The organism is Thiorhodovibrio frisius, assembly GCF_033954835.1.
GTDB classification, from domain to species: domain Bacteria; phylum Pseudomonadota; class Gammaproteobacteria; order Chromatiales; family Chromatiaceae; genus Thiorhodovibrio; species Thiorhodovibrio frisius.
Map to the genome: position 1 here is coordinate 4048285 of NZ_CP121471.1, position 13089 is coordinate 4061373.

General features: G+C 60.3%; 13 protein-coding genes. 9 read left to right on the forward strand and 4 right to left on the reverse strand.

Annotated elements, in window-relative coordinates; translation table 11 throughout:
• Positions 1-47: 47 nt before the first annotated feature.
• Both Thiofri_RS18370 and pilM read right to left on the reverse strand, forming a co-directional pair.
• Positions 48-614 (reverse strand): PilN domain-containing protein, encoded by a 567-nt coding sequence (locus Thiofri_RS18370; protein ID WP_009147429.1) that lies wholly within the window; start codon positions 612-614, stop codon positions 48-50.
• A complete protein-coding gene (gene pilM, locus Thiofri_RS18375) occupies positions 615-1721 on the reverse strand; it encodes a type IV pilus assembly protein PilM (protein ID WP_009147428.1) in 1107 nt (368 codons plus the stop codon).
• Between the two features lie 335 nt (positions 1722-2056).
• Here pilM and Thiofri_RS18380 point away from each other — a divergent pair, with 335 nt between their 5' ends.
• Together Thiofri_RS18380 and Thiofri_RS18385 are read left to right on the forward strand one after the other, a co-directional pair.
• Positions 2057-2782 carry a hypothetical protein gene (locus tag Thiofri_RS18380; protein WP_009147427.1) on the forward strand — a complete coding sequence of 242 codons (726 nt, stop codon included), beginning with the start codon at positions 2057-2059 and terminating at the stop codon, positions 2780-2782.
• A 54-nt stretch (positions 2783-2836) separates the two neighbouring features.
• Positions 2837-3451, forward strand: coding sequence for a hypothetical protein (locus tag Thiofri_RS18385; RefSeq protein WP_009147426.1), 615 nt, complete (start codon positions 2837-2839; stop codon positions 3449-3451).
• A gap of 137 nt (positions 3452-3588) precedes the next feature.
• Here the strand turns inward: Thiofri_RS18385 and galU are convergent, their stop codons facing one another.
• On the reverse strand, positions 3589-4464 hold the full coding sequence (galU, locus tag Thiofri_RS18390) for a UTP--glucose-1-phosphate uridylyltransferase GalU (protein WP_009147425.1): 876 nt from the start codon (positions 4462-4464) through the stop codon (positions 3589-3591).
• Positions 4465-4687: 223 nt separating this feature from the next.
• Entirely contained in the window at positions 4688-5890 is a 1203-nt protein-coding gene (lapB, locus tag Thiofri_RS18395) for a lipopolysaccharide assembly protein LapB (RefSeq protein WP_009147424.1), read from the reverse strand.
• Between the two features lie 411 nt (positions 5891-6301).
• Between lapB and Thiofri_RS18400 the strand changes: the two genes are divergently transcribed.
• The 7 genes from Thiofri_RS18400 to Thiofri_RS18430 all read left to right on the forward strand — a co-directional run bounded on the left by Thiofri_RS18400 (position 6302) and on the right by Thiofri_RS18430 (position 13084).
• Entirely contained in the window at positions 6302-6832 is a 531-nt protein-coding gene (locus Thiofri_RS18400) for a low molecular weight protein-tyrosine-phosphatase (protein ID WP_009147423.1), read from the forward strand.
• A 32-nt stretch (positions 6833-6864) separates the two neighbouring features.
• Complete coding sequence (locus Thiofri_RS18405; protein ID WP_009147422.1) at positions 6865-9348, forward strand: ATP-binding response regulator; 2484 nt, start codon at positions 6865-6867, stop codon at positions 9346-9348.
• Between the two features lie 74 nt (positions 9349-9422).
• The gene (locus Thiofri_RS18410; RefSeq protein WP_009147421.1) at positions 9423-10340 is read left to right on the forward strand and encodes a response regulator; all 918 of its coding nucleotides are present in this window, start codon (positions 9423-9425) and stop codon (positions 10338-10340) included.
• A 104-nt stretch (positions 10341-10444) separates the two neighbouring features.
• Positions 10445-10801, forward strand: a complete 357-nt coding sequence (locus tag Thiofri_RS18415) for an ArsR/SmtB family transcription factor (RefSeq protein WP_009147420.1) — start codon at positions 10445-10447, stop codon at positions 10799-10801.
• Positions 10802-10867: 66 nt separating this feature from the next.
• Positions 10868-11737, forward strand: coding sequence for a polyamine aminopropyltransferase (gene speE / locus Thiofri_RS18420; protein ID WP_009147419.1), 870 nt, complete (start codon positions 10868-10870; stop codon positions 11735-11737).
• A 15-nt stretch (positions 11738-11752) separates the two neighbouring features.
• The gene (locus Thiofri_RS18425) at positions 11753-12322 is read left to right on the forward strand and encodes a hypothetical protein (RefSeq protein ID WP_009147418.1); all 570 of its coding nucleotides are present in this window, start codon (positions 11753-11755) and stop codon (positions 12320-12322) included.
• Positions 12323-12424: 102 nt separating this feature from the next.
• Complete coding sequence (locus Thiofri_RS18430) at positions 12425-13084, forward strand: hypothetical protein (protein ID WP_009147417.1); 660 nt, start codon at positions 12425-12427, stop codon at positions 13082-13084.
• The last annotated feature ends 5 nt before the right edge of the window (positions 13085-13089 follow it).

The following is a 13089-nucleotide window of genomic DNA, read 5'->3' on the forward strand; positions in this document are numbered from 1 at the left end:
CAATGATTCGACGCCTGAAGATATCACCACAGCCACTTTGCTTTGCCCTAACCTGCCTCTGCCGCGTCCGGTTTCTTCCGCTGCTGCTTGAAGCTCAGGCGAAAATGCGACAGACCTGTGCCTGTCTGGTCTTTGTTTTCAATGAGGAGAAGCTGCGGCGAGCCAATCCAGTCGGAATCCTCAATGTTGCGCATCAACGCCGAGACTCGCGCGTTCGACTGTGCTCGGCCACTAATGGTCACAGTGCTGCCATCTTGTTTTAGATCGACCAAAAAAACGCCCTCTGGCATCACGCGCACCATCTCGTCGAAGAGTCGCACGATTTCGGGCCGACTTTCCTGTAGCTTTTGGATGATGTTCATGCGCGCGAGCAGATCCTGCTTCATGGCATCCAGTCGCTCAATTTCTTTAATGATCTCGTCGAGTTTGCGAATCTCGGCGGTGAGAAAATCGTTGCGCCGATTCTGATTCTCGATCATGTGCGAGTACTGCATCTGCACCGCAATGCCCGCAAGCAGGGTCACCACCACGGCCGCGATAACGGCCGAGATAAAGTCGCGCTGACGGCGCTGGCGGCGCGCTTCGCGCCAGGGCAGAAGATTGATTCTGGCCATTTAGTTAAACCCTCGCAGCGCCAGCCCGACGGCAATCATCATGCCTGGTGCGGCGCGCTCCAGGCCATCGCGATCCACGCCACGGGCAAGCGCCATGTCCTCGAAGGGGTTTGCCACCTGCACCGGGAAACCGAGTCGTTGCTCGACCAGATCGGCGATATTGAGCAAACGTGCGGCGCCACCAGCCAGTATGAGCTGATCCGTGCGACCGAAACTGCTTGCCGAGTAGAAAAACTGCAAGGCTCTGCTCACCTGTTGGGCCAGCGCCTCCTTGAAAGGACCTACGACTTCAGTTTCAGCATTCTCGGGTAGCCCGCCCTTGGCCAGCAGGTTTGGCTGTGCCGCCGCCGGTTGATTGAGTCCTGCTAGCGCTTCTTCAACCGACAGGTCATAGCGCCGTTGCAAATCAGAGAGCAACTGATTGCCACCGAAATTCTGCTCGCGCGTGTATACAATGGCTCCGCCATGGAGTACGTGCAGGGTTGTGGTGGTGGCCCCAACGTCGGCGACGGCGATGATTTTGGCTTCCAGTGCGTCGTCTATGTTGGCCAGTTGCAGCGCGCAGGCGTTTTCCATCGCATAGGTCTCAATATCCACCACCTCGGCCGTGAGCCCGGCGAATTCGAGCGCGGCAACCCGGTCGTCGACATTTTCGCGTCGGGAAGCGGCCAGCAAGACATCAACCATGCCCGAGGAGACTGCGGAGGGCCCTAGAATGTCGAAGTCAAGATTCACTTCCTCGAGCGGATAGGGGATATACTGATCCGCCTCGAGTTGGATTTGTGCTTCCATCTCGCTTTCGGACAACTCGGCGGACATAGCGATGGACTTGGTGATGGCGGCCGAGGCTGGCACGGCCACCGCAGCCTGCCGGGTTTTTGAGCGCGAGCGCTGTAGGGCTTTCTGGATAGCGCCACCAACCACTTCAGCGTCGGCGATTTTCTTCTCCACCACAGCCCCGACCGGCAAAGGCTCAAGCGCGAAAGATTCGACCCGGTACATGCCCGAGGAATAACTGCCGGTTCGCGCCAGCTCAACCAGCTTGATTGAGGTGGAGCTGATGTCGATGCCGAGAAGGGCGTGTTTGTTGCGACCTAGGTTGAACATGGCATGCAGCGGCGTTAAAGATGGCAGGCTTTGTTAATGATGCTTCGAGTTTAGATTATAAAACCGTCTTAAACAAGTACTGTGACAGGCTTTTTTTATTTCTTCTCTCGGGTATAGACTAAGTTCCGTGCGCTTGTAACAGCCTTTTCACCCTCCTTGAGCAATCCGCGTCAAGGCCCGACACATCTCAAGCCCCGCTTTGCCGGCTTGCACATTGCTGCTCCCAGGGTGCAGGATGCCACTTAGGCAGACGCCTTGATGGCGCGAACGGCGGCCGTCCCAAGCGCCCACCTCAAAATGATCAGGCCAGCTCCCGCTTGGAGCACGATCAAACCATGGCCCGAAAACACTCTCGCAAGAATCAGACACACACCGGACCAGCGCCGGCCGGCAAGAGCAGAAGCCGCCAGGCAGCGGGCATTGCCGCCCTGCGCCAGCAACTCGCCTATGAGGCGGCACGCATCATGGCGGATGGCCAGATTGGCGAATTCGAGCACGCCAGACGCAAAGCCGCCGAGCGCATGGCCGTGACCAACAAAGCTCTGTGGCCGGACAACGAGGAAATTGAGCAACGCCTGCTCGAACAGCAGCGGCTCTTTGGCGGCCTGGCGCAGCAGCGTGAAAGACACAGCTTGCTGGAGCAAGCACTGGCCGCAATGCAGCTTTTCGATGCCTATGCTCCTCGTCTAGTCGGCTCCGCCCTGGCCGGCACCGCAACCCGCGCGCAGGGAATTACGCTGCAGGTCTTTAGCGAAAGCACCGAAGACATCATCTGGTTATTGATTGACCGTCAGATGCCCTGGAGCGCCGATCAGGCGTCCTTCCGATACGCGGGTAATCAGCGTCTGGACCACCCGGTCGTGCGCTTCTTGGCTGGCGAGGTGCCAGTGCGGATCGATGTGCTGCCGTACAAGGCCCAGCGTAATCCGCCGCTCGACCCGGTTTCCAATCGCCCCAGGCGCGGCGCGAGCCCGAATCGCGTGAAACAACTGCTCACCGAGACCGAGCGCAACATGAACCCACCGCTTGACGACCATAATAGGCACCAAGCTCCCGACTGACCCTCCCCCGAGCCCCCTGTCAAACAACCAGCAATCAAACAAAAGGACACCAAAATGCACACCGCCAAGACCATTCACATCGGTTGCAGCTTGCTTTTGCTGCTCGTCACCGCACAGTCAGGCGCTGCCGATCCGGTGACCGATCAAATCGACGCCGCATTGCGTGCTTACAAGGATGGCGAGCCCCGAGTTGCCATTCAGGCACTACAGTTCGCCGCCGCGCAGATTGAGGAGCAACTTGCCGAACAACGTGCCAGTCTGTTGCCGGAACCCCTGAAAGGCTGGAGCGCCGAGCCGGCGGACAGCACCTCCGGCGGGCTAATTGGTCTGCTGACCGGCACCAACATCTCGCGCAGCTATCGCCAGGACGGCAGCGGCGCGCGAGTTAGCATCACGGTCACGGCCGACTCGCCATTGCTGACGATGATGAACATGCTAATGGCATCGCCCATGCTGATGCAGGCGGAACCAGGCACCAAGCCCTACAGCTTTGGCGCTTACCGCGGCATGATGCAAACGGATGGCGCGGGGGACACCCAGCTCTCTTTGATGCTGGGCACCCGAATTCTGATGCAGATTGATGGCAGCGGCGGGGCCACCAAGGACATGCTCGAAGCCTATCTGAAAGCCATGGATTTAAAGGCCCTGGAAAAAGCCCTGATTGGCTAACCCGAGCAACTGAACACTTTTTACCGCGAAGGCCCAGCCACAAACAGCAACCCTAACCGATCAATCACCGCCATGGATGGCTGCCCCACCCAAGCACCCGCATGACCCGCATGCGAGAGATGGGCAAGCCGGCCCCATCAGGCCATTAAACGCCGCAGATACCTGGAAAACTCCTCCCCAAGCTCGGGATGCTCGAGCGCCAGCTCCACGGTCGCCTCCAGATAGCCCTGCTTGCTGCCGCAGTCGTAGCGCTTGCCGACAAAAGGATGGGCGATCACGAGTTCTTTCTCAAGCAGGCTTGCGATGCCATCGGTGAGCTGAATTTCGCCCCCGGCGCCGGGTTCCGTCGCTTCAAGTTCGGTAAATATTGTTGGTGAAAGCAGGTACCGGCCAACAACCGCGAGATTGGATGGGGCTTGGGAGGGATCAGGCTTTTCAACAATGGAGATCACCTTGAGCGTCCCATCGGCTTGGCGCTCGGTCTCGACAATGCCGTATTTATTGGTCTCGCTTGGCGGCACTTCTTCCACACTGAGCACGCTGGCACCCGTACGCGCATGGACCTCGGCCATTTGCTCCACCACTCCTGGCCCGCCTGGATTGCGGATGAGGTCATCGGCGAGCACCACGGCAAACGCCTCGTTGCCAACCACGGGCTGGGCGCAGAGCACGGCATGCCCCAAACCAAGCGCCTCGGCCTGGCGCAGGTAAATGCAACTGACATGATCTGGCAGCACGCTTTGCACAATTTCTAGCAGTTTGGTCTTACCCGCGCGTTCGAGCTCAGACTCAAGCTCGTAGGCTTTATCAAAGTGGTCTTCAATCGAACGCTTGCTGCGCCCGGTCACAAACACCAGCCGCCCGGCTCCGGCCGCTTCCGCCTCCTCGGCGGCGTATTGAATCAGCGGCTTATCAACAACCGGAAGCATTTCTTTCGGGCTCGCCTTCGTTGCCGGAAGAAAGCGGGTCCCAAGCCCTGCCACCGGAAATACCGTCTTGCCAATCGTTGCCATGATGACTCCTGAAATCTCTGATACTGGCCCAGGCCAGTTGTATACCGAAACCCTTTAAGATTTCGGCTCGTTCGGGGCCGGGTGCTGGCCACGGTGGACACCGTAAATCCATCCATGGAGGCTTCCCGGCGGTGTCCCTGATCTGATCAAGGGCCGCCGAGACCCCCGTGACCATCACCCGACCCAAAACCGAAAACCATTTGCGATGGGTATACGCGTGAATTTAGGTGATGCGTCGTTGCCGCAAGGGCGCCACATCCGTCACCAAGCGGTCAGGCTCGACCGCCATGATGCTTCCCCAGTGCTTGCAACTCGGGCACTGCCAGTGCAGCGCCCGCGCCTCGAACCCGCAATGTTCGCACTGATAAGCCGGCCGCGCAGACAACAGATGCGCCACAACACCGAGGACGATTTCTGCGGTCGGATCGGCCGTCCCGCCCTCTTGTCGCTGCTGACGAACCCGCAAATCGAGCAGGCGCTCGGCTGCCGACAAGTCCGCGTGCCCACGCAAGTAATCGACCAAAAAGCTGACTGCGGCATCTATGCCCTGCTCGCGCTCGAGTGCCTCGGACAGCTCCAACATCAGCGGCGGGCTCGGCTGCGCCTGGAACAGCTGGCCAAGCTCGCCTGCCACGCGTTCATAGCCAAGCCGCCGGTAACAGTCGAGCAGCCCGGGCAGCATCGCAGGAACAAAACGCGGACCGCGCTCAGTCACGCGGGCATAAAGCGCGAGCGCCGATTTTGCATCACCATCGGCCATGTCCATTTCGGCCTGTAACAGGCTTGCCCGAATGCAGTCCGGGGCGGCCCGCTGTGCATCCTGCAAGTGCCGCCGTGCGGCGCGATTATCCTGCTCGCGCAGATGTTGTTCGGCCAGTTCGCAGTGAAATTGTGCGATCTCGGCGCGCAATGGAACCTCTCCGGCCGCTTCAAGCTGGCGCGCGGTTTCCAGACAACGCTGCCAGTCTTTCTCTTGCTGATAGATATCAATCAGCGCACGCAGTGCCGGCTGAACCTGCATCTGCATTTCTGCAAGTTCTTTAAACAAGCTCTCAGCGCGGTCGAGCAGTCCGGCGCGCATGTAGTCGAGCCCCAGCTCATAAAGCCCGAAGGCGCGCTGCTGAGCGGTCAGTTTCGGCCGCGCGATCAGATCCTGATGAATGCGAATAGCGCGATCAACCTCGCCCCGACGACGAAAGAGCGCACCCAGCGCCAGATGCGTCTCGGCGGTCTCGCGGTCGACCTCAGCCAGCTCCAGAAAGACATCGATTGCCTTGTCCGGTTGCTCGTTGAGCAGATAATTCAAACCGCGAAAGTACGCTGAACCAGGACCGCGCTCAGCTGACCGCGCGCCACCCGCGCCCCGCCGCCCAACCCACCAGCCAGATGCGGCGGCGACAGGTAATAGCAGAAACAACCATTCCATCAGCAAACCCCGGCAGCAGTGGTTGAGTCCAGATTGATCGCTGGAGGACTGAAGATTGAGGACAAAGGCAGCAAGGCCCAAACAGGCGAAACACCAGCCAATGCCAGCGGAAACGAAAGATCTCTAATCGCCTGTTTTGAATACTGGCTCTGAAAACAGGCGCAAAAAAAGAATCAGTCGGGCCCAAAGGCAAAGCATGCGCGCGGAACTCACAAGCCTCTATGATACAGACAAGCGCTCCAAGACGCATCGCCGACACCACGGACATCCTGAGTTGACCACCCAGCGCTCAGGCGTACCATAACCGCCAACACAGTGCTGCAAGATCCGTTTTATGCCCATCGCAAACTGGCTTTCGGTCCTGGGGGTTCGGGTGGGCCGCGAGCCGGCGCCAACAGATGAAGGACAGTAATGCCCATGAATGACACAACCAAGAACAACCCCCAAAACACCCTCAAAAACCAGCAAAGCCCGGTGCGGGTGCTCTTCGTTTGCATGGGCAATATCTGCCGCTCCCCAACCGCCCAAGGTGTCTTCCGCCAACTGGTGGAGCAGGCCGGACTCGCTGATCGTATCGAGATCGACTCTGCCGGCACCCATGCCTACCATGTCGGCGAGCCGCCAGATGCGCGCGCGGCCCAGACGGCACGCCTGCGCGGAATTGATCTCAGCGATCTGCGCGCGCGCCGTGCGAGGGTGGAGGATTTCCACGCCTTCGACTACGTACTGGCGATGGATGGTGACAATTTTCGCGATCTGAGCGAGTTGTGCCCGCCGGGGTTGAGCAACAGGCTCAAGCTCTTTATGGATTTTGCCCCCCAGGCGCCGGTGCGCGAGGTGCCCGATCCCTACTATGGCGGCCCCAGTGGTTTCGACCGGGTGCTGGATCTGGTCGAGGCGGCCAGCGCCGGTTTGCTGGACGACATCCGGCGCCGGCTCTAACCCTGGCAACCCCAAGGCTCCTCTGCTCAGGGATGAAACTTCGCTACTACATCCTCGCGCTGCTGCTGCTCTTTGGCCTGGTACCGCTGATTCTGGCGGTACTGATCAATCTGCCGCTGGTGGTGGAGCGCACCGCCATGTTCTATCAGAAAGCCTATCTGCAGAACTTGCGTGCGGATTTTCGCGATCTTGATCAGCATCTGGCCAGTCGCGATGAAATCATCCGGCTACTGGCCAAGCTGCCCGACCCTGAGATTTTGCTCGGCACCCTCAGCAGCGAGCAGCAAATCGAGCTGACGCGCGCGCGTTACACCAGCTGGATCAACCAGATGCTGTCTGATCAGGGCGATATCATTCAGATTCTGTTTCTCGACCATCACGGCCAGGAGCGCTTCTGGCTGGAGCGCAATGCCCAAGATCGCCAGTGGCGCCAGAGCGAGAACCCGCCCGAGCCGCCCAATTTTGGTTTCATCAATGCCGCCGCCAAGCTTCAGCCAGGCGAGGTCATGGTCAGCAGAATTCGCGTCAATCCCTATGCCTCCAGCCGCGATCCGCGCCGGCTGCTCACCCTGCAACTGGCGAGCCCCATCGGCGAACCGAAAAAGCCCGGCGGACCTGCGCTGGGGCTGCTGTTAATGACGGTCGATGTGGGTGGTCTGGCGAAGTTCTACCGCAACACCCTTTGGGTACACCACCGCGGAAGCTATCTTGTGCCCGGACAGCCGATTAGCGACGCCCCCCAGGCCTTCACCGATTTTCCCGGGCTCGAGCAGGTGTTTGCCGAGGGCAAGCTGGCGCTGTCAAAATCCACTGCGGGCGAGCCCTATCTCTGGGTACCCATGTTTCTGACCGAGGACGCGCTGCCCCTGTGGGTAGGCCGGCCGGTGGACTCCTCGCCCATCGCCGATTTTCGCAACACCTTGATTGTGAGGGTACTGTCCATCGTACTGGTGCTGGTGCTGGTGGTCATGGTCATGGCGCGGACCATCGCGCGCCGCGCCGAGCGCTTCGGGCGCGAGCTGACCGCCGGCGTGCAGCACATTCTGCGCGCCGGCGAACCCTTACAGCTCCAATGGCGCGGCCCCTTCGAGGTGCGCGAACTCGGCGAGCAACTCAGCGCCCTGTCGCGCTCCCACTCCGAGCATATCGCAAGCGAGCGCCAACACACGCGTGAATTGGAACGTTCCAACCGCTACAAGTCGGAGTTTCTAGCCAATGTCAGTCATGAACTGCGCACGCCGCTCAATGCCATTTTGCTGCTGTCGAAAATGCTTGCCGACCAGGAATCCGGCCTGGAAGGCGAGCAACGCCGCCAGGCGCAGGTGATTCACGAGGCCAGCCGCGATCTGCGCGGACTGATCGACAACATTCTGGATATCTCGCGCATTGAGGCCGGTCAGGTGGCCATGCATCTGGAATGGGTGGACCTGCCCTCCATGCTCGAGGAACTGGCCAACCTGACCGAGGCAATTTTCACCGCCAAGGACTTGCCACTCGAGCTCGAAATCGCCCCCAATGTGCCCACCCGCATCTACAGTGATCGCGACAAAATTCGGCAGATTATCAAGAACTTTCTATCCAACGCAGCCAAGTTTACCCATCAGGGCCGGGTGCTGATCACTGCCGAGGCGCACAGCGACCCGAAATACCCGGTAGCCATCAGCGTCAGCGACACTGGCATCGGCATCCCGCCGGGCAAGGAGGAGATCATTTTCGACGCCTTCCAGCAGGCGGATGGCTCAACCCGCCGGCGCTATGGCGGCACCGGGCTGGGGCTGTCCATCAGCCGTGAACTCGCCGGACTGCTGAATGGCAAAATTTCGGTCGACAGCGCTCTTGGCCAGGGCAGTCGCTTCACGCTGGCGCTACCGCTGTCACTCGGCCCCGATCAACTCGATGGCATGGAGGTCACCGAGACACACAACACACCCATCAGCACCCATCTGATCCCAATCAATGACGACAGCATGGACGATGACCTGCCAGAAGACATGCCAAAGGACGACATGCGACATGGCAATGACAATCCAGGCAAGCGCCGCACCAAGCGCTGGGACACCGAATCTGCCAGGCAGCGGCTGGCGCAGGCCAATCTTGGCAACCGCTGGATTCTGCTGCTCGAGCGCGACGTCCAGAGCCTGCTCGATCTCACCGCCTATCTAAAGGACTTTGGCCTGCGCGTGCAGGCAGCCGCAGATGTCGATGAAGCACTCGAAGCCCTGAACGAGGAACCCGACTGCGCCCTGATCCTGTTCGCCGCCCTGCCCGAGCCCGGGCGCACCTGTGATAGCATCGCGCGTTTGCGCGCCGATCCGGCTGGCGCCCAGTTCCCGGTGATTGTGATGGGCCCACCCAAAGATGACGCCCTGCAAGACTATCTGGCCGCCGGCGCGACGGCCTTCTTCAGCAAGCCGCTGGCAGCCGATGATCTCATCGAATTGATTGATCGTCTGGTCGCGCAGGAGGCCGAGTCGGATGACCAGCGCGACGCGCCAACGCAGGACAGTCAGACATGATCCCGCCCAGGCCAACTCCCTGTCCCCAGCAGCGAGCCAAGCATTCAGCCCAACCCTGAGCGACAGCAACCGCCATGCCCGCCAAACCTGGTTACAAGGTGCTGATTGTCGATGACCACCAGCACAATCTCTTCACCCTGCGCACCCTGATTGAAAAGCATCTGGACGCGGAGGTGCTGGAGGCCACCTGCGGCCGCGAGGCCATCGACAGCACTCTCGATCAGCGCGACATCGATTTAATCATCCTCGACGTGCAGATGCCGGAGATGGACGGCTTTCAGACCGCCTCATTGCTCAAGCTGCGCAAGCGTACCCGGGATATTCCCATTATTTTTCTGACTGCCGCCTTTAAGTCGGAAGAATTCCAGCAGCGCGGCTTCGCCGTGGGCGCGGTGGATTATCTGCTCAAACCCATTGACGATTTGCTGCTGATCAACAAAATCAGCACCTATTTTCGACTCATCGAGAAAGAACGCGGTCTCAACCGCACGCTCGAACAAAAAGTCGCCGAACGCACCGCTGAGCTTGAGCGCGAAAAACAATACAGCGAGCGCATTATCACCCACATGGGCGAGGCCTTGCTGGTCCTCAACCCGCAAGGCGAGATCAAATTTGCCAACCCGGCCGCCTGCGCCATGCTCGACTACCAGTCCGAGGATCTCATCGGCATGGCCATTGGCGATGTCTTCGAAGAAGAAGGCGACGAGGAAGCTGGCGCCTTCATGGGAACCTGGCTGGAGGCGCTGATCCGCACCGGCGCCCTGAGCAAGATCGACGCCCGCTTTATCGCCAGAGACGGCTCGCGAGTTCCCATCTTGTTTTCGCGCACCGCCCTGCTGGACCCGAGCGGACAAATCAGCGACATTATCTGCATCGCCAAGAACATGACCGGCTACACCCGGGTGCCGGAAGACCAGGATCAGGACCCAGATGCCCTGGTTCCAGCAGAGCCGGCGGCGAACCAAGGCGACAGCAAAGCCATCCGGGTTTGAGTAGCGCCGCACGGAAAGAGAAGATTGACTCTGAATCACAAGGATTCATTGTCCTGGGTCGCCAGAACAATGAGCCAATGGTCTCCAGCACGAGGGCTGGCCGCATGAGCGAGCAACAAACCGAGCAACCAACCGAGCAACCGACCGCCAAGGCAACCACAGAGAACGCCGCCCTGACCGCCAATGCGCTCAAGGCCATGGCGCATCCGCTGCGGTGGAAAATCCTCTGCTCGCTTGGTGATCGCGAACTCTCGGTCGGCGAGATCGTCGAACGCACCGGTACGTCGCAGAGCAATATCTCCCAGCATCTTGAGCAACTACGCAACAAAAATATCGTTATCTCGCGCAAAGATGCCAACCGGATTTTTTACCGCATCCGCAACAGCCAACTACTTGAACTGATCGGAATCATGCGCGACGTGCTCTGCCCCGCCAATCTCGATGATCACTACCCACGCTGACATCGAACCGGCCCGGCGCTCCCTTTTCCCTCAATTATCCTTTAAATACCGATTGCTGGAGACATCATGCTGAATCCCGAGGAATGGTTCACCGAGATCGTCGAAGACTCGGGCAGCGCCTTTTCATTGCGCATCAAAAGCAAGGTGCATGAAGAACAGACGCCCTACCAGAGCATCGAGGTCTATGACACCGATGGCTTCGGCCAGCTGATGGTGATCGACGGCTTCACCATGCTGAGCAGCCGGGATAATTTTCTGTATCACGAGATGCTCGCCCACCCGGTGCTCTTCACCCACCAGGCTCCGCGCCATGTCGCCATCATTGGCGGCGGCGACTGCGGCACCCTGCGCGAGGTACTCAAGCACCAAGAGGTTGAAGTCGCGGTGCAGATCGACATCGACGAACGCGTTACCCGAGTCGCCGAGCAGTTTTTTCCCGAACTGACCGAAAGCAACCAGGACCCGCGCGCCAGCCTGCTGTTTGAGGACGGCATTGCCTGGATTCGCAATGTCGAGAACGCCAGCCTGGATGTCATCATCATCGACAGCACCGACCCGGTCGGCCCGGCCGAGGGCCTGTTCACCGCCGACTTTTACCGCGACTGCTTGGCTGCGCTTGCCCCGGGCGGCCTCTTGGTGCAACAGAGCGAGTCCCCGCTCTACCACATGGAGATCATTCGCGGCATGTACGCCGACTTAACCAGCGCCGGCTTTGCCGACCGGCGCACCCTGTTCTTTCCGCAGGCTATTTATCCTTCCGGCTGGTGGAGCGCCACCATGGCGGCCAAGGACAGCAGCCTGGACGACTGGCGCCGGGAAGCCGCCGAGGCACGCGGCTTTGCCACCAAGTATTACAACGCCGCCATGCATCAGGCGGCGCTAGCGGCGCCTCAGTTCTTTCTTGACGCCATGGCCGAAGCGCCGCCGCCCGTCTGAGCGGCGAAAACTGACATGACTCCGGATAGCACGAATGCGCAGACGCTGGCCCCTAAGGCGAGCCCGGCGCCCGAGGTGCTGACCTTCGCCGCAGCGGATCGCGCGCTGATCATCAGAGTGCTCAGCGGCTATGGTTTGGAACTGCGCGAACTGCCAGCCGATGCCGAGATCCCCGGCTCCTACTGGGGCGCACCCGAGGCCGGTCTGGTCGGCCAGCAGCTGCTGGTGCGTCCCGACACACCGGTGCATTCCCTGCTGCACGAGGCCTGTCACTTTATCTGCATGAACGACGCCCGCCGCGCCAGTCTGCACACCGACGCCGGCGGCACGGTGGAGGAGGAAAACGCCGTCTGCATGCTGCAAATCCTGATTGGCGAGCAGCTGCTCGGCCTGCCGCGCGCGCGCCTTTTCGCCGACATGGACGCCTGGGGTTATTCCTTTCGCCTTGGCAACGCCCAAGCCTGGTTCGAACAGGACGCTGAGGATGCCCACGACTGGCTGAATGATGCCGGGCTAATCGCCCGCGACGCTCGGGTGCTGGTGCGCAATCTAAGCCGCTCAATGCCAGAACCGGGTCACCCTTAGCCACTGAGCTGCGGCTATAATGCACGCCTGTCGCGCGGCTCACCAAAAGCCTCGGGATGTCTCCGCTGCCTTCTTTCGCCGATGCCTGGGGAAATACCGCCAATGACCATCAACACCGTCTCTACCCGCCTGCTGTTCACCACCCTGCTGTGCGCCCTGCCCTTCACCGCCGCTGTGGCGCAAACCCCGCCAACCAATCCACCATCAGCTGCGGCATCCAATCCGGCCAGCCAGCCAGCGCCTGTCGCACCCGCTTATGTGGCCGGTTATGGACCGGGCTACTCCCAAGGGGCACCAGGCACTTATCCCTTGCCGCCCTCTTATGGAAATTTCAATCTGCCGAGCTATCAGCCTAGCTACCCACCAGCCTACCGACCTGACCCGGGATCAGCTTACGCCAGACCCGGCTATCACGGGCCCGGTTACTCAAGAACTGGCTCGCACCCTTCGCGCCAGATGCCAGAGCTGATTCAGGACATCACCGACCAAGGCTATCGGCTAACCATCCGGCTAAGTCCCAACCAGAAGCCCGAGGACATCAAGATCGAGCCACGCGGGCGCGGCCTGCTCATCAGCAGCGTGCGGGAGAGCTACAGCAGCTCCGAGCAGGAGAATCAAAACGGGCGCGGTTATAGCCGCAGCTTCAGCTTCTCGAGCGGCCGCTTCCAGCGCCGCCTCGGCGTGCCGCCCGATGCCAATCTCGGCGCTATGACGCGTTCGGACCAAGACAACAGCGTCATCATCATCCTGCCGCGACCCTGAACGCG

Coding starts and splice junctions, on each gene's coding strand:
- Thiofri_RS18370 (WP_009147429.1), bottom strand. CDS start 614: ATGGCCAGAATCAATCTTCTGCCCTGGCGCGAAGCGCGCCGCCAGCGC.
- pilM (WP_009147428.1), bottom strand. CDS start 1,721: ATGTTCAACCTAGGTCGCAACAAACACGCCCTTCTCGGCATCGACATC.
- Thiofri_RS18380 (WP_009147427.1), top strand. CDS start 2,057: ATGGCCCGAAAACACTCTCGCAAGAATCAGACACACACCGGACCAGCG.
- Thiofri_RS18385 (WP_009147426.1), top strand. CDS start 2,837: ATGCACACCGCCAAGACCATTCACATCGGTTGCAGCTTGCTTTTGCTG.
- galU (WP_009147425.1), bottom strand. CDS start 4,464: ATGGCAACGATTGGCAAGACGGTATTTCCGGTGGCAGGGCTTGGGACC.
- lapB (WP_009147424.1), bottom strand. CDS start 5,890: ATGGAATGGTTGTTTCTGCTATTACCTGTCGCCGCCGCATCTGGCTGG.
- Thiofri_RS18400 (WP_009147423.1), top strand. CDS start 6,302: ATGCCCATGAATGACACAACCAAGAACAACCCCCAAAACACCCTCAAA.
- Thiofri_RS18405 (WP_009147422.1), top strand. CDS start 6,865: ATGAAACTTCGCTACTACATCCTCGCGCTGCTGCTGCTCTTTGGCCTG.
- Thiofri_RS18410 (WP_009147421.1), top strand. CDS start 9,423: ATGCCCGCCAAACCTGGTTACAAGGTGCTGATTGTCGATGACCACCAG.
- Thiofri_RS18415 (WP_009147420.1), top strand. CDS start 10,445: ATGAGCGAGCAACAAACCGAGCAACCAACCGAGCAACCGACCGCCAAG.
- speE (WP_009147419.1), top strand. CDS start 10,868: ATGCTGAATCCCGAGGAATGGTTCACCGAGATCGTCGAAGACTCGGGC.
- Thiofri_RS18425 (WP_009147418.1), top strand. CDS start 11,753: ATGACTCCGGATAGCACGAATGCGCAGACGCTGGCCCCTAAGGCGAGC.
- Thiofri_RS18430 (WP_009147417.1), top strand. CDS start 12,425: ATGACCATCAACACCGTCTCTACCCGCCTGCTGTTCACCACCCTGCTG.